Origin of the sequence: Lactobacillus sp. ESL0263, assembly GCF_003692845.1 — a bacterium.
Lineage (GTDB): Bacteria > Bacillota > Bacilli > Lactobacillales > Lactobacillaceae > Lactobacillus > Lactobacillus apis.
The window spans coordinates 205,545-228,144 of record NZ_REHL01000006.1 but is presented as its reverse complement, the minus strand read 5'-3'; the positions used below and the strand labels follow the sequence as shown (position 1 = coordinate 228,144).

Sequence of the window (22,600 nt, the reverse complement as noted above, 5' to 3'; positions counted from 1 at the left end):
TACGGGTATTAATAGACTGTGTTTTTTTGTATAATTAGAAAGATAAAACATGTTACGGAAATTAAAAATTATACTTTTTTCACTAACCACAGTCATTGCAATTGGCTTATTTGCTGAGAGTATTCACACTTATGATGATGAAACACTGTCAAACAATCAAACTTGTATAAATGCTTATGCCGCCAAGCCTGTAAAAAATAGTGCCCCTATAAATCAAAAAGTTACTAAGAAGGCATTTTTTGATAAGCTTCGGGAAATAGCTGACGATAAAAATGTTTCTTTGATTAAATTACGGATTAATAAGACTAACGGACGTACAAGCAAACTAGTATATAATCTTGGCTCCAAAAATGAAACTTATGCAATTTATAAAAATACAGCAATAAAAGAGCTGACAAATAATGAATTTCAATTAGAAGATATATACGGCTTATATTTTACCAATGCTAAAGGTGAGGCTTTAAATCGAATAGTTTCATTCCTACGTAAAGGCCTGAAAGTAGAAGTCAGAAGCACTGCCCCAACTCCCAGTATTTTATTAAGCTCAACTCTTAGTGGCTTTCCGCAAGGTACAGCAACTATTTTTATTAGTGTTATTAGTATCATATTTATTATCATGATACTGGAAAAAGTATACCGCTTTAAAGCTTATGCCATAATGAAGATCCATGGCTTGAGTAATTGGCAAATAATCAAGTCTGATTTCAAAGATGAAATGCTATGGTTTTTGTTGGCACTAGGTGCTATCGCTATGATAGTGATTGCAAGGAGTTTATATGTGTTTACATTTGCAGGCTTGCGAATGTTCATACCGTATTTACTTATATTTTTGACGATTTTCTTACTAGCTTTTTTATGTTTAGACACTCTATCATATTCAGTTTTAGTATTAATAAAACCATATCAAGTGATTAAAGGAATAGGAAATTCACGCCCATTTTTATTGATTGGTTATGCGTTAAAGATATTATTGCTTGGGATAGTAGCACTTAATGCTATATCTCTACATAATAGTCATCAGGCTTATGTAAGAGACACAAAAATAATCCAAAAAATCCATTCCAAGAATAATCGTTATTCACTTGGGCTTGTGTGGCAACTGTCAGACAAACAAGTAAATAGACGAGTAGCAAGACTGGTACATAAACTGGTCGTGCAAACACCGAACGTAATAGTTGCGCAAAATTCACAGGAGTATCTTCCACCTAGGCGCTCTACTCATCCTGACAATGGCAATGTAATTATTGCAAACGATAATTTTATTAAGAATAGTGAACTTAAGTCTCAACGATTCAAGCTTGACAATAAGAAAGTTCTTTTACTAGTTCCGCGCAATCGCTTAGACCAGACCAAACACGCTAAAAAGCAGTTGATAAGCTATCTTAAATTCAGGAACTCTCTCCCTAATTATTATCAAAAAAAATCAAATCATTTACCACCCATTCAAGTTGTACCCATTGACAGCGGACAAAAAATATTTAATTACACAGTTGGATACGATGATATTACGATGGCAATCTCGATAGACCCAATAATCGTAGTTGCAAACAATAAGCTACTATCAGATGATTTTTATTTGGCTTCCGTTAGTCAATCAAAAACGGTATTTTCTGATCTTAAGTTACTTAAAAAAATGATCAAGAAGTTGGGATTAAGGCCGTATTTTTGGGGCATTACCAGTCAAAGGGCGTTAACAGATAACTATCAGCGAAATGCTAATCGCCATTTACTGATGCTAACAATTACAATGATTTTATCTATTCTCCAGCTGAGCTTTGTTATTATGTTTGTTAGCTCAACTTTTCTACAAAGCCAGAGGCATAAGATGGCAATTTATCGAGCATTTGGTAAATCAAGTGCTAAATTATTGGTAGAATTTTTGGTTTTCAATCTGGGCTTTGACTTATTGACAATTAGCTTTATTTTAATAAAGCATAGTTACTTGAGCTTGATTCCATTTGGTTTCGGCTACATTTTACTGGAAGCAGTTATTATTTTATTAACATACTATAGAGCCCAGCAAAATATATTAATCACACTTAATCATGGAAATTAGGAGCTGTAATTTGATTAAAATAAGGAATCTTACAAAAAAATTTAAAGAAAAAACCATTTTTGAAGATGTTAGCTGTACCTTAGAAACGGGGAAAAGCTATGCCATTGTGGGCAAAAGTGGGGCTGGGAAAACCACTTTTCTAAATATTTTGAGTGGCTTAGAAAAAGCTACCTCAGGTAAAGTGGAATTTAATGACTTGAATATTAACTCAAAAAATAGAAAAAAACTATATCGTGATTACTTTGGATTCGTTTTTCAAAATTTTGCTTTAATTGATACTGAGACAATTAAACAAAATTTGCGACTTGGACTAACTAATTCAAAGCTGTCTAAAACGGAAAAAGATAATAAAATGCGGGCAGCTTTGGCCCAAGTTGGACTTGGAAAAATGCAATTACAGCAAAAAATATACACTTTAAGTGGTGGTGAACAGCAAAGAGTAGCACTGGCGCGAATAATATTAAAAGAGCCTAAGGTGATTTTCGCAGATGAGCCAACTGGTTCGCTAGATGCTGAAAATAGTCAACTAGTACTAAGAACTTTGTTAACTAGCTTTGATTCAGATGCAACAGTCGTGATAGCAACACATGATCCAACGGTTTGGCAACAGTGTGACTATGTAATTGAAATTGAGAATCAAAAAATAAAAATAACTAAACGTAAAACTAATTGAATATACCCCTAAAAACAAAATGCCAAAAAATAATTAACTGGAAAAATGTCCAAACAAAAAGGTCTCATTATGATATGAGACCTTTTTAATTGAACTTAAAAAATGTTTTCTAAAATTACTTTTCGGCTTTTTTGTCATCAGCTTTTTGTTCATCTTCTGTTTCATCTGCTACTTTGGCAATTTTTTCTACCTTAATATCACTTGTAGCCTTAGCTTGAATTTCCTTAATTTTGCGTTTAGGTGCAGCTTTGAGGTTCTTGAAGTTAACCACAATCTTTTGGTTAAGGTCACTGACTGCAGTATCGTCAACTTCGTCATAGTCGATAATTGTCAACAGGGCAGAATTTTCGTAAATTTTTTCTACTTTGCCTAAAAACGGTTTGGTAAGTTCTTCTTCGGATTTTGCACTAAGAATGTCATCTATTTTTACATCTGATTTTTTCATGATGAGTTTTACTTCCTCTCTTACCCATGTTTATTTATAATAGAAAGATATTATTATAAAAAGCAATTGTTTTCAAGTAAAGGAAGCCTGGATTTTGCGAAAATTAATTTTGATTGCCGGTCCGAGTGGCGCAGGTAAAACGACAATTTCGGATTATTTAACCAAGGAATTTGCTATTCCGCGTGTTGTAACACATACCACAAGACCAATGCGTAAGGGAGAAAGTCCAGATAAGTCTTATTATTTTGAAAGTGAAAGTAGCTTCAAAAAACTTCACTTTTTTGAGCATGTTAAATATGGATCATATCAGTATGGCTCAAGTAAAGAAGCACTTGATGCTGCTTGGAAAAATCATCAAATAGTTTCCCTGATAGTTGATATCAAAGGTGCTGCTTCCTATATTAATGCGCTAAAAGAGCAAGTCTATTTTTTGTATATTACGACAAGCACTAAAGAAGAATTGCGCAAGCGTCTATTGGAACGCGGTGATACTCCAGAAAAAATCAATGAGCGTCTCAGTGGCAGTGAACTAAATGCTTTGCCAGAAGAATTAAGGGCAGATGCACACATTTTGATAAATGATGATTGGGCACAAACGCAGCAAAAATTGCGTGAAATTGTTACAAACTGCCAAGTTTCATAGTAAAAATTACATAAATATCGTCTTTCCTCTAAATTTCTAAATGTTTTGTAGCTCGTTTGACATGAACGTGTAACATTCGATGAGTAGTATATAGATTGTTGAGAACGAAATAGATTTGATATAGGAAAGAGATTAATTTTGGAACACAGACATAGACAGAGTTTAGTTAAATTAGTTGCTTTAGTAGCTTTATTTTTCACAGGTATTGTCACTGTCGGTAAGGTATCTGCAGCAACAGCAACTGAAGTTGAAGCAAGTACTGTTACACAAAAACGTAATTCGGTTGCCAAACTTGCAAAGAAACAAGTTGGTAAGGGTTATGTATATGGTGCAACTGGTCCCTATGCCTTTGATTGTTCTGGATTAGTTCAATACGTTTATAAAAGTTCTGGTGCAGCCGTTTTACCAAGAACAACTTATTCACAAGTTGCTTTGGGTAAAAAGGTTTCAATGAATAAATTAAAGAAGGGCGACTTGCTTTTCTGGGGTTCAGCTTCTTCACCATATCACGTTGGAATTTATGTTGGTGATAATCAATACGTTCACGCTGCAACACCTGATCAAGGAGTAATAAAGCAATCAATTAGTACTTACTTCTATCCTTCAGCTGCAAAGCGCGTTATTGAATAGTCAATTTCTACTCAAATAAATCTTTCTTAACTAACAATTGATAAAAACTCAAGCCTCGCAAACTAATCTTTGGGAGGTTTTTTACGTTCCGGTATCATTTTTGTAATGGTTCTGTAACATGACTGAAGTAGAATTAAAGCTGTGATATTAAAATAATAATAATTAACTAATTAAAATAAAATATTGATAAAAATATGGGGGCAATTTGATTTGAAAGTTAAGAGCAATTTAGTAAAATTTACTACGGCTGCAGCTCTAACCATTACTGGGTTAGGAGCAGTAAATGCCGTTAATTCAAATTCCACCACTAATCATGTACAAGCTGCAACGACTAAAGTAAAAATTAACTATGTTCCAGGCTATGGCATTAACATTTGGGATGATTACAATAATCCAAGTTTTACTGGTGAACGTGTTCAACACGGTGAAACAGTGGATGTCTTAAGTACTGCAATTGATGCTAAAGGCAAAACTTGGTATCAAATTGGCGAAGGAAAATGGATTCAAGCTCGTTACACTGTTGACGCTAATAAAAAGACTAAGCAGCAGGCTGAGCCAGATATTGCAAACAGTGTGATTTCATCTTCAAAACAAGCAAATAAAGTTGTTAACGCTGCAAATGCAGTTGTTGGTAAGCCTTATGCATGGGGTGGAACAGGTCCTAGTGGCTTTGATTGTTCAGGGCTAGCACAATATGTATATAGTAAGGCTGGACTTGACATTAGTCGCACAACTTATTCTCAAGTTAAAAAGGGTAAAACTGTTTCAATGAAGAATTTAAAACCAGGAGATTTGTTATTTTGGGGTTCAGCTTCTTCACCATATCATGTTGGCATTTATGTTGGTGATAATCAATATGTTCATGCCGCAACTCCTGCTCAAGGTGTTGTAAAAGAAAGCATTAGCTCATACTTTTACCCTTCAGTTGCTAAACGTGTACTTAATTAATTAGTTTAACAAGTTGAGCACTTAGATTTTAGGTCTGAGTGTTTTTTTATTTTGTCCTTTTGATCGGTGCTGCTTGATAAATAAATTTAACCAGTTAAAATAAAAAGTGAAGTACTAATTTATGACCACATCGAGCTACCAGAAGGAGATTGAATTTAATGAGACGTAATTTTTTAAAAATAGGTCTTGCGGCGGCGATGACACTGACAGGAGTCGCCACAGTTGCACCACAGAAAATAGTGAATGCAGCTACTTTAAAAGCGCCAATTAAACGCGTCCAGATAGATTACTTACCGGGTAAGGACGTTAAAATATGGACAAATTATCAAAAAGGCCAGTTGATTAGCTTCCGTGCTAAAAACAATAGCAAATGGAATGTTGCTGAAACTGCTGTCGATAAAAAAGGCAACTTATGGTATAAAATTGGGGACAATGAATGGATTGAAGCCCGCTATACTAAAGATTTAGATGGTGAGGCTGTTGATTCTGACGATCAGCCAGCTAAAAATCAGCTAAAAGATTTGGCTAATAATAAAAAGGATAAAAAAGAAAAAAAGGCTAAGAAGCAAAAGCAGCCTAAACAGACAAATAAAGAGGTTACTCCACAACCAACCAATGTGACAAATAAACCTCAAAAGCCTAGTCAAGCTAAGAATAAGCCTAGTTCATTACCTGCAGCAACTGCACCAGCGGCTACTGGCAGTACAGCACAACGTCAACAAGCAGTTGTTAAATTGGCTAAAAGTCAGGTAGGTAAAGGTTATGTCTGGGGCGGAAATGGTCCGGATGCTTATGACTGCTCTGGCTTGGTGCAATCAATCTATAGTAAAGTAGGTGGGGTACAATTGCCCCGCGTAACTACTGACCAAGTAAAAGTTGGAACAACAGTTTCAATGGACCAATTACAGCCTGGTGATTTGTTATATTGGGGCTCAGTTGATGCGCCATACCATATTGGGATTTACATTGGAAATAATCAGTATGTTCATGCTTCTACTCCTGATAAGGGTGTGGTCCTTGATACAATTAGCTCTTACTTTTACCCTTGTGTTGCTAAACGTGTCATTCAATAAAAATAAAATAATAAAAGGTCACGCATTTGGGTGACCTTTTTGTGTCTTCTAAACAATATATTGGTGAAATTGAGCCTGCTTTTCAGGGGCCAATCTGGCAGTTACATGAACTCCATCAGTTTTATATTCTTCCAAAATAATTTGTGCGTACTCATGCAGGTTAGCCAGTGCTTTACCATCAGTCAGTGGAACAACCAAATTAACCTTCTGATAGCTTGCAAAAACACGCTTAGTAATTAATTGGGCGAGCAGCTTAATCGATTCAGGATCAGTAGCAGAATATAAAATGCCGCTGCCCTCAATTTGTGGATAATTTCGATCGGTTTTATCAGCCTTGTTATATGCGGTAATCATTGGCACATCCTTAACGCCAATTTCGTTCAAAACGTTCTGCGTTGTTCGAATCATTTGAATCATGTTTGGATCTGAAGAATCAACAATGTTAATCAATAAATCAGCATCCTTAACTTCCTGTAAAGTTGCCTTAAAGGACTCGATTAGATTGTGTGGCAATTTAGAAATGAAGCCAACTGTATCAGAAAGAATGAAGCTGAAGTTATTACTTAGCTCAATTCGCCGTACGCTAGTATCAAGTGTTGCAAACAACATGTCTTTAACAAAAACTTGCTTTTCATCATTTTCTTTAGAAAATTCTTCCAGTAAACCGTTCATCGTAGTTGATTTACCAGCGTTTGTATAACCGACTAAAGCAACTTTGGGAATATGAGTCTGGTTGCGGCGTTTTGCTTTGATTTCTTCTTGTCCAGAAATAGCGTTAAGCTCTTTTTTAATTATCGTAATTTGCTTACCGATTGTTCTTCGATTTAATTCCAATTTTGATTCACCGGCACCACGGTTGGCAAAGCCACCGCCACGCTGCTGGTCTAAATTGTTTTCTGATGGGTGCAATCGCGGCAACTCATACTCTAACTGAGCCAACTGAACTTGAAGTTTAGCCTGCTTTGTACGAGCACGACTTGAAAAAATTTCTAGAATAAGTTCGGTGCGATCAATAACACGTAATTTTGTCATTTTTTCCAAATTACGAATCTGCACTGGGGATAACTCATCATTTAAAACAAGCACTTCAGCTTTTAAGCCGTGTGCCATATCTTTTATTTCATTGATTTTTCCAAGACCGAAATAAGTTCCTGCAACCACATGCTCTAAGTTTTGTCTTGATTGTCCAACAACTTCCATATTGGCAGCTTGAGCCAAGTTAGCAAGCTCGGTCATATAGTAATCAAAATTTGAATCATCTAAATTAACGCCGGCGAGATAAGCTTTAACTTTACGAGGGGTATTATCAATCATTTGTTCCTCTTTCTACGTAAATCTTTAGTTTGTTTATTTAATATTCGCTGTTTTAATTTTAATAATCCACATGATTGCTATCTTCTTTCTTTAATTAGGTTAGTTTAATTGTAATACAAATGTTTGGGTTTACAAAGATGATAAATCTCGATAAAAAACTGGATGCTTTAAATTCGCATCCAGTTTTTGGCATATTTAGTATTTAAGGATTTTAGAGATAATTAATTTACTTATTTAGAAGTTAAGCTATTTCACCGACAACCTTGGTTTTTACTCTGGTTGTTTCACCAGGCGCATATGCAAGAGGTACTTCCGTAACCTCAACGACTTTGATCGTGTCTGGATTTGCTCCTGCCATTATTGCTTGTTGTGCAGCTTGCTTTTCTACATCTGCCAATGCATCTGAACGTTTAACTTCAACATATTGGTAAACTTTTTCATATTCACCACCGATATTGGCAATTGTTGCACCGATTGCGTTAGCAACGCCGCCAAATTCGTTTTTAATGATTTGTTTAACGCCCCTGAGCTTGGTTGGTGCGATAACTGCACCACCACCGACTAAGATGACATCAACATCTTCAGCACTTGTTTTCATTTGATCGATACCATCTTCCAAGATTTCGGCAATTTTGGCCATCGCTTCTTGTGCGATGCTCCCATCAATTGATTCAACAAGCTTGGGATCACCAACTTGGCATAAACCAAGGCGGACAGCAATATCAGTAGTCGTTAAAGTGTCCCCACCGAAAACAAGTGCTTTTTCTGTAATCGCATAACCAACACTATCAGGACCAATTGCTACAGAGCCGTCATCTTTAACTCGGACGATCGTTCCACCGCCTAAGCCAACTGATAGAACATCTGGCATTCTAAAGTTGGTTCTTACTCCACCAACAGTAACTGCTTTAGATGATTCACGAGGAAAACCGTTGGTTAGGACACCAATATCAGAGGTAGTGCCTCCAATGTCAACGGTTAATGCATTTTTACTCTTGGATAAGTAAGCTGCTCCTCTAATACTATTAGTCGGACCACTACCGATTGTCAAAATTGGATATTTGGCAGCATATTCTAGTGACATCAATGTACCATCATTTTGACATAAGTATTCTTGTGCCTTGGTGATATTTTCTTTTGCTAAAGCATTTGAAAAGCCATTAGTAACATTTTTAATTACCTTATTTAATGCAGCGTTTAAAATAGTGGCATTTTCACGTCCAATTAAGCCAATGGAGCCAATTGATGATGAAGTAGAGACAGGGAAGTCAGCGCCCAAAATTTCATGAGCCAATTCAGCTACTCTTTTTTCCTGGTCATCGTTAATTGAAGAAAAGACACCAACAACTGCTAGGCCATCAATCTCACCTTTCCACTCAGTTAATTTTTCTTTCACTTCTTGTTCTGAAAATGGCACGATTGGGTCGCCATTAAATTCATAGCCGCCATGAATTAATGCGTAACGATTTGAAAGGATAGCAGCAATGTCTTCGGGCCATTCAGTATATGGCAAGATTGAAGCAGTTGCTGGATAACCAATTCGCAAGATACCGACCTTACCCAAGTTTTTGCGTTCGACAATCGCATTGGTGGCTTGCGTTGTTCCAAGCATGGCCTGAGTAATTTGGTTAACATCAATGTCTTTTTCATTTACTACTGCATGGATAGCATTCTTAATTCCCGTTTCTACATCTTTAGTAGTATGCGTCTTAGTAGAAACAATTACATTAAGGTTTTCGTCTAAAATAGCTGCATCTGTATTAGTACCACCAACATCGATTCCTAATTTATACACTTATTTTTCCTCCTGTTGACTTTTGTATTCTTGGCAACGTTTTTCAATTGGAATGTAGTCAACATCATATTTGAAGTAGCGCGGCCCTACTAATTCAATTCCTGCATCAGTGCGCCATTTGTCGTTAGCAGGTAAGCCAAGCACCATGATTCGTTTACCGTATCGAACTTCTTCATTTGTAATTGGCTGTAGAGTATCTACGTCAACCATTGTGATTAAGTCGGGAACAGTTGCCAAGATTTGATCATCAAGCTGCATAATAATGTTTTCGTTTTGGAAAGAAATTTTACCAGTTTGACCCTCATTTTCATTGAGCCCACTTAAGGTGATTTCACCAAAATTAAAGCCGCCTTTGGTAACATGGGAAATGTCAGTGATTTTTGCAGTCATTAGCTTGTAGCCATGAGTTAATTTGAGCAATTCCTCAAGAGCACTAGCCACAGAGTCATAATCATTAGCATGTTGAATTAATTCACCAATTTTCTGACTAAGCGCAACAATATTTAAAACACCAGCCTCGCGAAGCTGCTTACCAGTCAATGAATCACTGGCACTGGATGAGGTAGCACCTACTTGAACGGTAAAATCACGTCCAATTTTTTCTGCCCAAAAAGAATCTGGTGTATTAATCAGAGAGGTGTTGCCACGTTCATCCGATAGAACCATTGGCGTTACAGAATGTCCTGCCAAAACAAAAGTAGACATTTGTAATTCAGGAAAGGCACGTCCCATTCCATCTGCATCTGCAATTGGCAAGTGCATCTTTGCAGCAGCGACAATTGGCATCATTGAGTTAATTCCACCAGCTTCAACCGGAAAGGTGCCGTAAATTTTTCTACCATAGTATTGTTCAAAAATTTTGAAGGCATTAACGAATTCATTGCCGTTAGGGAACTTCTCCATTGAGACTGCCGGTGCACCAATGTTTGATGCAGAAACAAATAACTCATCATCTGGAAATTCATCAGGTTCGAGTAATGTCACGGGACCATGTTTTTTAACTGCGGAAATTGCCATCAATTCACCAATGAAAGGATTACCGCCACCACCAGAGCCAAGTAATGCAGCTCCAATAGCAATTTGCTTAATATCTTTAATTCCTATTTCTCTACTCAAAATTTACTCCTCAATTTCTCTATCTCTTAATCTACGTTGATCCACTTTTCTAACTAATAAACTGCCTAAATAGTAGACAACTCCTGAAGAAATCAAAACGTTAAGTGACTGAACGCCCCAAGTTACAAACTGACCAACCAAGATTCCAGCAACCCAAGCGATAACGGTCATTAGTGGCAATTTAGAGGATGTTTGAGGTAATTCGCCTTTTGCACGACTGTCATCAAGTTTTTGCCGGTCTGTTTTTAAAATCCAGTAGTCAACAAACATAATTGCTGCAATTGGTGGGAAAACAACCCCTAGAATAGTTAAGAAGCCTTGGAACTTATCAATTAAACCAACTACTGAAAGAATTGTACCCAAAATTCCTGTAATAACAGTCATAACAGAACGATTCAGATTAACGCTGAATACTTGTCTGAAGAAGTTAACAACATTCAGGCTGGCTGAATATAGGTTCATATCATTAACCTTAACCGATGATAAAACGATTAGGGCAATTCCAAGTGCTCCAGTTAATTGATAAATAATTGGCATAATTTCTTTTGAACCAATTGCATGGGCCATCAGTACACCAATGACATTAACACCTAATTCGCCGACAATTGTTCCGATTACACAAACCCAAAAGACATCGCGTCCATTTTTAGTTCGACGTGTAATATCCGGCATAATAATCGCACCAACAATGAAGTTACCGGTAACCATCGTAATGCCGGCACCCATGCCCATCGCAGCGCCAGGAGCAGCCATAGTAATTAAGTGGTGCAAATCGTTGCCTTTTAACATGTTGTATGTGGCCACGCCCATTACAACAATAAAGGCTGGAATAGAAATATTAGTTGTCCAACTTAACCCTTTAAAGCCAAAGATAACTGAAAAAGTAACTAATAATCCGGTGATTGTGGCAACTAACTGATAGCTAATATTGCCGTGGGTGATAGAATGCATGATTTCAACTACACCTTGTGCAAAAACTGAGTTTTGAATTCCAAACCAGCCAATCAAACTAATTGCAAAAGTTAGGCCAACAATGGCAGAGCCAATTGTGCCAAAGCCGGCCCATTTAGAAAGAAGACTTGTGGGTAAACCTTCTCTTTGACCGGCTAACCCTAAGCCGAAAGAAATAAATTGTAGAATTACACTACCTAAGATAGTAGATAAAACAGCGTCACGGAAATTCATTCCATAACCTAGTTCGGCCCCAAGCATAAACTGACTTAAAGCGACGAAGCCTCCAATTTGGACCATCAAAACTTTCCACATGGGATCGCGTTTGTCTTTAGGAAAACGCTGTGTTGAATAGTCATCATAAATGTCTTCATTTGTGGTGTTCTTAGCTGCCATAATTGCCCTCTTTCTAAAATAAACTCTATTTTGTTAATGCAATATTAAAATAACTATAGTTAGTTAATTAATATTTAATATAAAAGAGTCTAATCTAGTAGTAATTGGATGTCAATGCTGAATGACAAGTAATACGGGGAAGCTGAATTGATGAAAAATTAGTGAAAGCTAGATAGGGAGTGCTATTTGTGCAAACTTAAATAAATCTAGATAAAAAGTGAAATTAACTTATTTTTCTACTTGGCACAAAAGAAAATAAGAGTATAATTTAACTCATTAAGGTACCTAACTAAATTTAAAAAATTGAGAGGATCTGTAAAAATGACACAAGCTTTGAGTTATCAGACTGACGAAAAAGTGCAAAAAAATAGATGGTGGATCTTAGTGGCAGTCGGTTTGTTTACCTTCATGTCAACTCTAGATGGAACGATTGTTAATATCGCTTTACCAGTTATTAGTAAAAATTTGAACATTTCGATGAGTCAGTCCGAATGGGTTGTTTCATTATATTTAATTGTTGTTTGTAGTTTTATTCTATTCTTCGGTAAATTGAGTGATCTTCACGGAAAAATTAAAATCTTCCGTCTAGGTGCCATCTTCTTTATTGCTGGTTCACTTTTATCAGGATTTAGAGTCAATTTGGTATTTTTATTAGTTTCACGTGCGATTCAGGCTTTTGGTGCCGCAATGACAATGGCAACCAATAATGGAATCATCACTGAAATTTTCCCATCAACTGAACGCGGGAAAGCTTTAGGAACAATTGGTTCATTTGTTGCCTTAGGTTCAATTGCTGGTCCTGGTTTGGGTGGCTTGATTTTGAGTCACCTGTCATGGTCATACATTTTCTGGTTGAATGTTCCTGTTGGCATTATTGCTGCAATTATTGGCGCAATTTTCCTACCAAAAGATATTACTTTTACCAATGCAGCATTGGACAAGAAGGGCTCATTTGGCTTTGCATTAGGGATGATTACTTTATTCGGTGGTGTCTTCTTAGGCCAACAATTAGGTTTTACTTCTGTACCAGTTCTAGCAATGTTAATAATTGGGCTAATTAGTTTCATTTGGTTTGTCTATACTGAAAATCACACAACTAATCCATTATTACAATTCAATTTGTTCAAGAATCCAGACTTTTCAGTTAGTTTGTTATGTGCATTGTTAATCTTCATTACAAACTTTTTCTTTAATGTAGTAACGCCTTTCTATTTAGAAAATGCGTTACACTTGGCACCAAGTCAAGCTGGTATCATCTTAATGATTTTACCTGTAGTTCAATTATTTGCTGCCCCAGTTGCGGGTACACTTTCAGATAAAATTGGACCAAAATTGATTACTTTTATTGGTTTAGTATTACTATTAGTTAGTCAAATTGGTTACTCACTATGCAATCTACATTCATCAATCTGGCTATTTATTATTAGTATTGCAATTATGGGACTTGGTAGTGGTATTTTCAGTTCACCAAATAACTCTTTAGTAATGAGTTCTGTAGAACAGAAGGATCTTGGTGTTGCCGGCAGTATTAACTCCCTATCACGTAACCTCGGAATGGTAATTGGTATTTCAAGTGCAACGACAATCTTGTTTGCTGCAATGAGCCATGCAAAGGGAGCACGTGTGACCGAATACCTACCTAAGCAACCGGAAATTTTTATTTATGGTATGCATGTTGTATTTATTATTTCAATGATTATTTGTTTAATAACTGTTGTTTTAAGTGGCTGGCGTCTATTTAAAAAAGACGAAAAAACAGCTAAGTAATCTATTATTAAAATAAAACTAAAAAACGTTATTGCATTATTAGCAATAACGTTTTTTCTTTTTACGTTAATCAAAAAAATACTGCAAACCCCCTATTTAACAATTCTCTGATTGAAAAAAGCGACCAATATAAAACAAAGGAATAAATAAAAATTTCATAATTTTTTCTTATTTCGCTGTTTTTGGGTATATGATGGTATTAAAGGAAAAGCTATGAACTATAACTAAACAATAGGGAGGTTGGGTAAATGGATCATCGAATTGTTACGTATCCGGCAATTTTTAAGCCGCTAGAAAATGATGTATATGTGATTCACTTTCCAGATATCAAAGGTGGTATCACAGAAGGTGAAGGTCTTCGAGAAGCTATGAAAATGGCTGCTGATACTTTGGCAAGCAGACTATACAATAAGGCAGATTTGCCGAAGTGCAGTAAGGTAAGTGAAATAGAGCTTCCTGATGATGGATCCTTTGTTGCACCAGTTTCCGCAGATTTGACAGAAGCATCTCATGATCGAATGAATTACGAGATATAACAAAAAAGCACCCCAGTTGCTTGAGGTGCTCTTTCTTATTAACTTGTTCCAAAAACTAATTATATTCTCGGGAACAATAGTATTATAGTATATTATAACGAAATTTGCTAATAATTTAGGCGGATTTTTTTAAAAAAATCAGTTGATAAAGGTGGTTGAGCGCTTGCAGTAAAAGCCTAACCAATCTTTTTAATATAACTGATATTAGTTTTGTAGTATAATCCTTGCACATTGAATTTCTCAGTTAAACTTAGCTAAAAAGCTGGATTTTAAGCTCGAATTGACATTAGTGTCAGTTACATGCTATTTTCTATAAGGGAGAAAGTTTGGAGTAAGCTATGCAAACAATAGAAAGTTCTATTTTGCGTGCTGCTGTTGATGAAAAGGATGCAAAGTTAGTTAATTTTGTATCCCAACATGATCAAATTGATTATTTCAAAGATGGCGACATGCAAAAGAAATTAGGAGTTACCTTTTTAGGTGACGGTCAAGGCGAAAATTGGGCGAAGCTCTTGCCTTGGACAGTTGTAGATAAGGGAGACTCGCGGGTCAGTTTGGCCTTAATTGATGATAGTGAAAGTTATAAAAAGTTTCCGTATCATTTTGAAGTGATCTTAACCTACATTCTTGAAGGTAACCGGGTCGATATTAAGTACTACCTCAAAAATAATTCACATAAAGAAATGCCTTTTTCAGTGATGTTCACATTGCCGATTATCGAGGGCTGGGTTAAAAATAGAAATGTGAATGAAATTGAGTTGAGTAATGATGAAGTTAAATTAAAACTTGCTTCATCAAGCTTTGACTTAGATGTTAAAGACCAGCAAGTTGTTGCTTTACTTGATAAAGCGACACTTGAAGGCGATAGTGATGAAGAATTCACGCTAACTTTGACATTAAGCTAGATAATTAATGATTTTAATAAGATAATATAGACAAACCGCAGATGGTTTGTTTTTTTGTTATAATGTATTCATTGTATTTAAATTAGGTAAGTAAGAGAATATGGATCACAATCATAATCATCCGGACAAGAGTCGGGTAGAAATACATGTAAAAGATTACAACAAAAAGAAGAAATTGATAGCATGGCTATGCGGACTTATTTTTCTCATAGCTGCTGGTGTTGCTGCTTACTCGTCTTACGTTTATTTTAAAACGAAGAATGCTGTAGACAATACCTATGATAATAATACGCATGTTCAAGTAAAAAACGGCGAATTTAATGGTAAGAAAAAGTTTGCTGTCTTACTAATGGGAACCGATACTGGAGCACTTGATCGTAAGGAAAAGATTGGTAATACTGATACGATTATCATCGCAGTTGTCAATCCGCAAAAAAAGCGTTACTCACTAGTGTCTGTTCCGCGCGATACAATGGCACAAATGGTTGGTGCTGAGCAGTTCCAAGTCGAAAAAATCAATGCCGCTTATCCAGTTGGTGGCGCTAAGATGGCAATGGACAGTGTCTCAGAACTTGTTAATGTACCAATTAAATATTATGCCCTAGTTAATATGAAAGGAATCATGCGCCTTATTCGCTATGTAGGTGGAATAAATGTCAGACCTACGCTTAGTTTTGAATATGGTGGTTATGTTTTCAAGAAGGGACAGCTGACTCATATGGGCGGTGGCGGTGCTCTTGCATATTCACGGATGCGCTATGACGATCCGAAGGGTGACTATGGTCGTCAGGAACGGCAAAGACAGGTCATTACGACACTTATTAAAAAGGCCGTTTCGTTGAACACATTGACGCAACTTGATTCAGTGCTAACTTCAATTTCTGGCAATGTTAAAACTAACTTACCATTTGATGCACTGAAGGAGATTGCCTTTAATTACCGCAGCTCAACTAAAAACGTCAAAAATGACTATCTTCACGGGCATAATGCAACGGTTGATGGTGCATCTTATCAAGTTCAGTCAACTGAAGAGCTTCAACGAATTTCTGACTATCTTCGTGCTGAATTAGGTTTGAGTCTCGAAAAGGTTGATAACAATGAGACTTACCAAAACAAGCGAAATAAGGAACACGGCTTTGATTTCACTGATCTTGCAACGCAGGACTATAATATCTACAGTGATTATGAAGGACAATAATAAAAGAAGGTGACGATTAATGACGAGACTGCTTGCCGTTTTAATCGGCTATGCATTCGGATGTATTTTATTTGCCATGTTAGTGGGTCGTTTTTGGTTACATCAAGACCCAACTAAAGTTGGATCCGGAAACCCAGGAACCGCCAACGTTGGTGCCGTTTTTGGTAAAAAATGGGGTATAATTACTTGCATTGGTGATATTTTAAAAACACTAATTTGCTTACTACTTGTACACTATTTTTTAGGAAAAAAGGTAATGTTGGCCTATGCAGGTTTAGGACTAATTTTAGGACACTGTTTTCCTTTTTGGGATCATTTTCGAGGTGGCAAAGGAGTGACAGTTGCTGTCATTTTAGCGGCTATTTATGATGTTAAAGCTGCGGCAGTAACGCTTTTAATTGCACTTATTTTGACTATTATTCTTAAGAACTTAACGGTTCCGCCGTTAGTTTTTATTTTATTATTTAGTCTCTACGAATTGACCCAACTCAGGGAAGCTGGCATTGTATTATTAATTATTACCTTGATCATGACTTTTAAATTTAGATATGATTTACGGGACTTTTTTACTGGAAACGGGAAAAAAGTAGATATTTTATACTCAATTAAGAAAAAATTGGGTATAAAAATGCAGTGATTGATAGCATCATTTTTTAGTGAGGACAGATACTAGAAACATGAATAAAAACAAAAAATCGTTAAAAGTCGTGCAGGCGATTTGCATATTAGTAGCAACTCTCTTTATGTTAATTCAAATGTATAGTTTGAAGGGTGTTGCTGCGAGAGCACATTACTCATTCGTGCGTTTTATGCCTAACATGATGCATAACGCAACAATGATGATTGTACCAATGGTTTTTGGTGCAGTTTATAGCAGGAAAAAACAAAGTGTAAGTGAAAGCTTTAAGTATTGGCTGATGGCTTTTGTTACGCTAGTTGTTTATTACATCCTATTTTTCATTAAGGTACCTGCACGCTTTAACATGTGGCGTGTTTGGGGAATGTTGTTTCCAATTATTACCAGTACCTCAGTTTTATTTTCTGGCTTGTTTTTCAGTTTACTGGCACAACCACGGATTTATGACTTACAACATAAGCTGACTAAAAAGCAAAACTTACTAGTACTTAGCTTATTAAGTCTTCTTGGCTTTGCCTTGAGTGCCGGAAACTTATCCTTCCAATATTCACTCTATGGTTTATACCTTATTTTGTTCTTTGCGTGGGGGATGTTTTTAGCTGGCGTTAAGGTAAAAGGTAAGCTATTTGGTTTAGCTTTATTTAGTGGTATTGTTTCATTCTTTGTTGTTGTAATCGGTGTTTCTGGTTTTGACGCCGTTTACTGGTCACAAATCATTTCCGGCAATGGTGGTGGTGACTGGAACAGAGAATTTTTGAACAATCCATCTTCACCATTTATGCTCCTGATGGTTCTAGCGGCATTCTTATTGTTCAAAAAGGTTATTATGACCTTCAATGAGAAGCAAATGCGTTACTTTATCCCAGTAATCATGTTCATGGATGCGCCAATTTCGCCTAGATTCATGAACGACTTCCGCTTCACTGGCTCATCTTTTGTTAACAAGCTAATCATGATTGTTGTCATGCTGCTTGCAGCTGCAATTTGGGATATGGTGCTGGAGAAGTATCTATTCAAATTTAAGCCAGTTACTAAGATTGTTAAGTACTTAGATCATGAAACCAACTTAGCGAAAATTTGTGAGAAGGCTTGGACAAAATTCACTAAATTTATTGTTGCCAACAGAGTTAACTTACTCACTTGGGCTTGGTTCTATGTTTTGAGTTTCGGTTCATTTTTAATTGAATCTGATAACTTAAGAATCCAAATCAGTACTGCAGCGACAATTAATGCGATTGTTTACTTACTTGGCACCAAATTCTTTGCCATTATTTTAACAACCATCTTCCTTGATGCGTTATTCTCAATTTTCTACTTTGTGACTACACGTTATTGGACGTCCAATGTGTTAGTCAGCCTAATCGGAATTGGGTGGGCCATTGCCAACAAGATTAAACTGCTTCTTCGTGGTGAACCAATTTATCCAACTGAAATCAGTGAAATCGTCAATTGGAAGACCCTTTTACCAATGATTGGTAAAACAACAGTTATTGCTATCCTGGTTGCAATTGTAATCGTGATTGCACTGGATGTTTTCTTAGAAATCAAGTTTCCAATTAAGAAACGCGGCTCATGGAAAAAACGTGGTATTTGGGCACTATTGAGTTTAGCGTTATTCATGACGCCATTCCGCTTCAACCATGATGGTGGAGTTATTTACCACATTAATCGTGGGTTCGATAATAGACAACGTTTTAGAAACCCAGAACGTGATATTCAGGTTAACGGGCCAGTTCTGAATTTCTTAAACTATATTGACTTGCAAATTATGGATCAGCCAGCGACAGGCTATTCTGCTTCGACTATCAAGCAGTTGAATGATAAGTATGCTAAAGTTGCTAACAAGATCAATAAAAACAGAAAGAATAAACTTAGTGACCAGACAATTGTCTTTAACCTAAGTGAAAGTTTCGTTGATCCGAATACTTTCCCAACCATTAAGATAGAACAGTCTGCACCAAATCCAGTTAAGTTCATTGAATCAATGAAGTCACGCTCTTCATACGGTACAATGCTTAGTGCTGGTTACGGTGGTGGTACTGCTAACATGGAATGGGAAACCTTAACGGGATTGAACATGGGATTGTTTAAGTCTACTTTAACGCCATATGTTCAGGTTGTTCCTAATTACAGTTTCTATCCAACAATTGGGATGAACTTTGATTACAAGTCAGCTATTCATCCATTTATTGGGACATATTACTCTAGACGTGAAGACTATCGTCGCTTTAAGTTTGATAAGTTCGTCTACACTGGTTCGAAGTATAAAGTTATTGATCAAAAGAAACTTGGTAAGAGTGGCTATAACTCTGACTTTACTACTTATGCTAATGGACTGCAGCAAATCAACGCGCGTAAGGATGGTCAGTTCATCAATCTGATTTCAATTCAGAACCACATGCCATACAACAATTGGTATCCACACAACGAATATATGGGCAAGATCTCAGGTGATTTATTCAATACTCCAGCAGTTCGTGAACAAATGGCGACATATGTTAAGGGTACGCAATACACTGATAAGGCAGTTAAGCAATTTATTAGTCAAATTGATAAGATTAAGAAACCAATTACGTTAGTCTTCTACGGTGACCACTATCCAAGTATTATTTCGCAGAGTTATACTGCTAAGTATCCAGTTGAAATGCACTCAACTCGTTACTTCATTTATTCGAATAAGTATGCCCGTGAACATGGTGCCAAAACGCACTTACCACGTAAGGCCAACAATTTCGTAAGTTCAAGTGACTTTATTGCAATGATGCTTGAGCAGACTGATTCAAAGGTTACACCATACCAAGCACTCCTTACTGAAGTTCATAAGAAATTGCCTGCAATTACAATTAACTTTAAAGGCGATAAGGGTTATGAATTAATTGGACGTAAGGGACAAGTAATTGAACCGCAGTACTTAACCAAAGAACAACAAGATCTCTTGGCTGATTATGAAACTATCCAATATGATATGACTGCTGGTAAAGCTTATGGTTTACAAATTAAGGGCTTCTACAAGTAGTATCTGGTGTTGACTTATTAGAAAAAAATGAGTATTATTCATTTAGATATTTTAAGTAGCGCTTCAGTTCAGTGTTCAGAGAACTAGCGGTTGGTGTAAGCTAGACAGGCTGAAGTTTCGCGAAATACATATCGGGTGGTTCCGCTAAAAACCAAACTTGAGGCGCTAACAAGCGCAAACGTGGGTGGTACCACGGCTAAAAAAGTAATTTAGTCGTCCCTGGATTTCTTAGGAAATCCAGGGACTTTTTTATTGGAGGAAAAAGATGGCAAACTTTGATATTTTAGAAGATTTAAAATGGCGTGGAGCAATTAACCAGCAGACAGATGCAGAGGGGCTAGCTAAGTACTTAGAAGAACATGATGACTTAGCACTCTATTGTGGTACTGATCCAACCGGTGATTCACTTCACATTGGCCACCTGATTCCCTTTATGATTTTAAAGAGATTCCAATTAGCTGGTTACCATCCAGTAATTGTTATTGGTGGTGGTACTGGTACAATTGGGGACCCATCAGGCCGTAGTACCGAAAGAGTTTTACTTGATGCTGAAAAGCTTCATCAAAATGAAATTGCTTTGACTAAGCAAATGGAGAAGCTGTTTGGTACTGAAAACTTTGAAATTGTTAACAACGCGGAATGGCTAGATAAGTTAAGTTTAATCGACTTCTTACGTGACTACGGTAAACACTTCCAAGTAAACAACATGATTAACAAGGACGTTGTTGCCAGCCGCTTGGAAAATGGAATCTCATTTACTGAATTTTCATACCAAATTTTGCAAGCAATTGATTTTTACCAATTAAATAAAAACCACGGTGTACAGATGCAAATCGGTGGTAGTGATCAATGGGGCAACATTACAGCAGGAATTGACCTTATTCATAAGTTGATGGGATCTGATCGTGAAGCATTTGGTCTAACTATTCCATTAATGCTTAAAGCTGATGGAACTAAATTTGGTAAATCAGCTGGTGGAGCAATTTGGCTTGATCCAGAAAAGACCAGTCCTTATGAGTTCTACCAATTCTGGATTAACCAAGACGACCGTGATGTAGTAAAGTACCTGAAGTACTTTACTTTCCTAAGTCATGAAGAAATTGATGAGTTAGCAGAACAAGTTAAAACTGAGCCATGGAAGAGAACGGCGCAAAAGACTTTAGCTAAGGAAGTAACCAAGTTTGTTCACGGTGAAGAGGGATTGGCTGAAGCAGAAATGATCACAGACTCTCTATTCTCTGGTAATGTCAAAGACTTAACTGTTACGCAAATTGAGCAGGGATTGAAGAGCGCACCAACTGCAGAGTCAGGATCGGCTGCTAAAAATATTGTTGACTTTTTAGTTGATACCAAAATCGAATCGTCTAAGCGTCAAGCACGTGAAGACGTTGAAAACGGTGCAATTTACATTAATGGTGACCGTGAACAATCAGTTGATTTTGAAGTTGATCCATCAAAAGCATTTGATGGTAAGTATGTAATTGTTCGTAAAGGAAAAAGAAAATATACTTTGGTTAATATCAAAGACTAGTTATATGAATAAAAGTCTGGTACATTATGTATCAGACTTTTTTTATAAAGTGAAAAAAGCAGATGTCAAATAGTAGAGATTCAAAATAAGGGGGGCTAAAAATGAGAGCACGAGTTGTCATATATAATCCAGAATTAAAAGCTATTTTATTAATTCACAGGCTGAAAAACGAGCGCGACTATTGGGTCATTCCTGGTGGCGGTGCAGAAAACCAGGAAGCCCCGATTGAAACTGCAATTAGAGAAATCAATGAAGAACTAAAGATTAAGTTGTTACCCGAAAAACTTAAGCGATTGTTTGAAATTGACAATGAGGTTATCTTTTTAGCCCAAATCAAGCAAATTAAAGCACCTCGAATTAGTGGGGAAGAAAAAGAACGCTCGAGCACAAAAAATATCTATGAGCCAGCTTGGGTTACTTTAAAAGATCTCACTACGATTAATTTAATGCCACCGGAAATCGCACAACAGCTTTTAGAATCTATCAAATAATATGATATTTTTTGAGCAATATTTGACAAAATATCATTGCATAATTCATAATCTATTTAAGGCAATAATTGCCTATTGCTATAAAATTACCCCGTTCTAGGAGGAAAAGAAATGTCTGAAATATTAGTTACTACTACGGAAAATATCCCTGGTAAAGAGTATGAGATTATTGGTGAAGTCTTTGGCTTAACCACTCAATCTAAAAATGCTTTCAAGGATTTTGGCGCAGGCTTAAAATCAATGGTGGGTGGAGAAATCCGTAGTTACACTAAGATGTTGCAAACATCTCGTGAGCAAGCTCTTGAACGCTTACGTCAAGAAGCTGAAGAAAAAGGTGCCGATGCAATCGTGATGATGCGTTTTGACTCAGGTACAATTGGCGGTGACATGCAGTCAGTAGTTGCATACGGTACAGCAGTTAAGTTCGTACAGTAAACAATTAAATTTAGCATCCACTAACTAAGGTGGGTGCTTTTTTG

Annotated in this window: 20 protein-coding genes; 15 read left to right on the top strand and 5 right to left on the bottom strand. The window is 36.5% G+C overall.

From position 1 onward, the window contains the following. Positions 1-49 precede the first annotated feature (49 nt). Together F5ESL0263_RS07440 and F5ESL0263_RS07435 are read left to right on the top strand one after the other, a co-directional pair. The gene (locus tag F5ESL0263_RS07440) at positions 50-2,056 is read left to right on the top strand and encodes a hypothetical protein (RefSeq protein WP_122036030.1); all 2,007 of its coding nucleotides are present in this window, start codon (positions 50-52) and stop codon (positions 2,054-2,056) included. Positions 2,057-2,066: 10 nt separating this feature from the next. Then, positions 2,067-2,729: a putative bacteriocin export ABC transporter gene (locus tag F5ESL0263_RS07435; protein WP_122036027.1), complete on the top strand. Its 663-nt coding sequence runs from the start codon at positions 2,067-2,069 to the stop codon at positions 2,727-2,729. A gap of 115 nt (positions 2,730-2,844) precedes the next feature. Here F5ESL0263_RS07435 and F5ESL0263_RS07430 read toward each other — a convergent pair whose 3' ends face one another. Continuing rightward, positions 2,845-3,174, bottom strand: coding sequence for a DUF2187 domain-containing protein (locus F5ESL0263_RS07430; RefSeq protein ID WP_122036025.1), 330 nt, complete (start codon positions 3,172-3,174; stop codon positions 2,845-2,847). Between the two features lie 94 nt (positions 3,175-3,268). On the opposite strand from F5ESL0263_RS07430, the gene F5ESL0263_RS07425 reads away from it, so the two are divergent. The 4 genes from F5ESL0263_RS07425 to F5ESL0263_RS07410 all read left to right on the top strand — a co-directional run bounded on the left by F5ESL0263_RS07425 (position 3,269) and on the right by F5ESL0263_RS07410 (position 6,468). Beyond that, positions 3,269-3,817: a guanylate kinase gene (locus F5ESL0263_RS07425; protein ID WP_122036023.1), complete on the top strand. Its 549-nt coding sequence runs from the start codon at positions 3,269-3,271 to the stop codon at positions 3,815-3,817. Between the two features lie 138 nt (positions 3,818-3,955). Continuing rightward, positions 3,956-4,447: a C40 family peptidase gene (locus F5ESL0263_RS07420; RefSeq protein ID WP_122036021.1), complete on the top strand. Its 492-nt coding sequence runs from the start codon at positions 3,956-3,958 to the stop codon at positions 4,445-4,447. A gap of 210 nt (positions 4,448-4,657) precedes the next feature. Beyond that, a complete protein-coding gene (locus F5ESL0263_RS07415) occupies positions 4,658-5,395 on the top strand; it encodes a C40 family peptidase (protein ID WP_122036018.1) in 738 nt (245 codons plus the stop codon). A gap of 158 nt (positions 5,396-5,553) precedes the next feature. Next, positions 5,554-6,468: a C40 family peptidase gene (locus F5ESL0263_RS07410; RefSeq protein WP_122036016.1), complete on the top strand. Its 915-nt coding sequence runs from the start codon at positions 5,554-5,556 to the stop codon at positions 6,466-6,468. A 48-nt stretch (positions 6,469-6,516) separates the two neighbouring features. Here F5ESL0263_RS07410 and hflX read toward each other — a convergent pair whose 3' ends face one another. The 4 genes from hflX to F5ESL0263_RS07390 all read right to left on the bottom strand — a co-directional run bounded on the left by hflX (position 6,517) and on the right by F5ESL0263_RS07390 (position 12,040). Then, complete coding sequence (hflX, locus tag F5ESL0263_RS07405) at positions 6,517-7,782, bottom strand: GTPase HflX (protein WP_122036014.1); 1,266 nt, start codon at positions 7,780-7,782, stop codon at positions 6,517-6,519. Positions 7,783-8,023: 241 nt separating this feature from the next. After that, the gene (locus F5ESL0263_RS07400) at positions 8,024-9,577 is read right to left on the bottom strand and encodes an ROK family protein (RefSeq protein ID WP_122036012.1); all 1,554 of its coding nucleotides are present in this window, start codon (positions 9,575-9,577) and stop codon (positions 8,024-8,026) included. Then, complete coding sequence (locus F5ESL0263_RS07395; RefSeq protein WP_122036010.1) at positions 9,578-10,693, bottom strand: DUF917 domain-containing protein; 1,116 nt, start codon at positions 10,691-10,693, stop codon at positions 9,578-9,580. 3 nt (positions 10,694-10,696) lie between these two features. Next, positions 10,697-12,040, bottom strand: coding sequence for a cytosine permease (locus tag F5ESL0263_RS07390; protein ID WP_122036008.1), 1,344 nt, complete (start codon positions 12,038-12,040; stop codon positions 10,697-10,699). A 321-nt stretch (positions 12,041-12,361) separates the two neighbouring features. On the opposite strand from F5ESL0263_RS07390, the gene F5ESL0263_RS07385 reads away from it, so the two are divergent. From F5ESL0263_RS07385 to F5ESL0263_RS07345, 9 genes are all read left to right on the top strand, one after another. After that, entirely contained in the window at positions 12,362-13,807 is a 1,446-nt protein-coding gene (locus F5ESL0263_RS07385) for an MFS transporter (protein ID WP_109715849.1), read from the top strand. A gap of 248 nt (positions 13,808-14,055) precedes the next feature. After that, positions 14,056-14,343: a type II toxin-antitoxin system HicB family antitoxin gene (locus tag F5ESL0263_RS07380; RefSeq protein ID WP_122036006.1), complete on the top strand. Its 288-nt coding sequence runs from the start codon at positions 14,056-14,058 to the stop codon at positions 14,341-14,343. A 338-nt stretch (positions 14,344-14,681) separates the two neighbouring features. Then, a complete protein-coding gene (locus F5ESL0263_RS07375) occupies positions 14,682-15,248 on the top strand; it encodes an aldose epimerase (protein ID WP_122036004.1) in 567 nt (188 codons plus the stop codon). Positions 15,249-15,348: 100 nt separating this feature from the next. After that, entirely contained in the window at positions 15,349-16,446 is a 1,098-nt protein-coding gene (locus tag F5ESL0263_RS07370; RefSeq protein ID WP_122036002.1) for an LCP family protein, read from the top strand. A 19-nt stretch (positions 16,447-16,465) separates the two neighbouring features. After that, positions 16,466-17,083, top strand: a complete 618-nt coding sequence (locus F5ESL0263_RS07365; RefSeq protein WP_122036001.1) for a glycerol-3-phosphate acyltransferase — start codon at positions 16,466-16,468, stop codon at positions 17,081-17,083. A gap of 40 nt (positions 17,084-17,123) precedes the next feature. Continuing rightward, the gene (locus F5ESL0263_RS07360; protein ID WP_122035999.1) at positions 17,124-20,099 is read left to right on the top strand and encodes an alkaline phosphatase family protein; all 2,976 of its coding nucleotides are present in this window, start codon (positions 17,124-17,126) and stop codon (positions 20,097-20,099) included. Positions 20,100-20,364: 265 nt separating this feature from the next. Beyond that, a complete protein-coding gene (gene tyrS / locus F5ESL0263_RS07355; RefSeq protein ID WP_122035997.1) occupies positions 20,365-21,630 on the top strand; it encodes a tyrosine--tRNA ligase in 1,266 nt (421 codons plus the stop codon). A 101-nt stretch (positions 21,631-21,731) separates the two neighbouring features. Further along, a complete protein-coding gene (locus tag F5ESL0263_RS07350) occupies positions 21,732-22,121 on the top strand; it encodes an NUDIX domain-containing protein (protein WP_122035995.1) in 390 nt (129 codons plus the stop codon). Between the two features lie 111 nt (positions 22,122-22,232). Further along, positions 22,233-22,556 (top strand): heavy metal-binding domain-containing protein, encoded by a 324-nt coding sequence (locus F5ESL0263_RS07345; RefSeq protein ID WP_046307748.1) that lies wholly within the window; start codon positions 22,233-22,235, stop codon positions 22,554-22,556. Positions 22,557-22,600 lie beyond the last annotated feature (44 nt).

Excerpts from the sequence above, each read along its gene's own strand:
- F5ESL0263_RS07440 (WP_122036030.1), top strand. The coding sequence starts at position 50 with ATGTTACGGAAATTAAAAATTATACTTTTTTCACTAACCACAGTCATT.
- F5ESL0263_RS07430 (WP_122036025.1), bottom strand. The coding sequence starts at position 3,174 with ATGAAAAAATCAGATGTAAAAATAGATGACATTCTTAGTGCAAAATCC.
- F5ESL0263_RS07410 (WP_122036016.1), top strand. The coding sequence starts at position 5,554 with ATGAGACGTAATTTTTTAAAAATAGGTCTTGCGGCGGCGATGACACTG.
- hflX (WP_122036014.1), bottom strand. The coding sequence starts at position 7,782 with ATGATTGATAATACCCCTCGTAAAGTTAAAGCTTATCTCGCCGGCGTT.
- F5ESL0263_RS07390 (WP_122036008.1), bottom strand. The coding sequence starts at position 12,040 with ATGGCAGCTAAGAACACCACAAATGAAGACATTTATGATGACTATTCA.
- F5ESL0263_RS07385 (WP_109715849.1), top strand. The coding sequence starts at position 12,362 with ATGACACAAGCTTTGAGTTATCAGACTGACGAAAAAGTGCAAAAAAAT.
- F5ESL0263_RS07380 (WP_122036006.1), top strand. The coding sequence starts at position 14,056 with ATGGATCATCGAATTGTTACGTATCCGGCAATTTTTAAGCCGCTAGAA.
- F5ESL0263_RS07375 (WP_122036004.1), top strand. The coding sequence starts at position 14,682 with ATGCAAACAATAGAAAGTTCTATTTTGCGTGCTGCTGTTGATGAAAAG.
- F5ESL0263_RS07370 (WP_122036002.1), top strand. The coding sequence starts at position 15,349 with ATGGATCACAATCATAATCATCCGGACAAGAGTCGGGTAGAAATACAT.
- F5ESL0263_RS07365 (WP_122036001.1), top strand. The coding sequence starts at position 16,466 with ATGACGAGACTGCTTGCCGTTTTAATCGGCTATGCATTCGGATGTATT.
- F5ESL0263_RS07360 (WP_122035999.1), top strand. The coding sequence starts at position 17,124 with ATGAATAAAAACAAAAAATCGTTAAAAGTCGTGCAGGCGATTTGCATA.
- tyrS (WP_122035997.1), top strand. The coding sequence starts at position 20,365 with ATGGCAAACTTTGATATTTTAGAAGATTTAAAATGGCGTGGAGCAATT.
- F5ESL0263_RS07350 (WP_122035995.1), top strand. The coding sequence starts at position 21,732 with ATGAGAGCACGAGTTGTCATATATAATCCAGAATTAAAAGCTATTTTA.
- F5ESL0263_RS07345 (WP_046307748.1), top strand. The coding sequence starts at position 22,233 with ATGTCTGAAATATTAGTTACTACTACGGAAAATATCCCTGGTAAAGAG.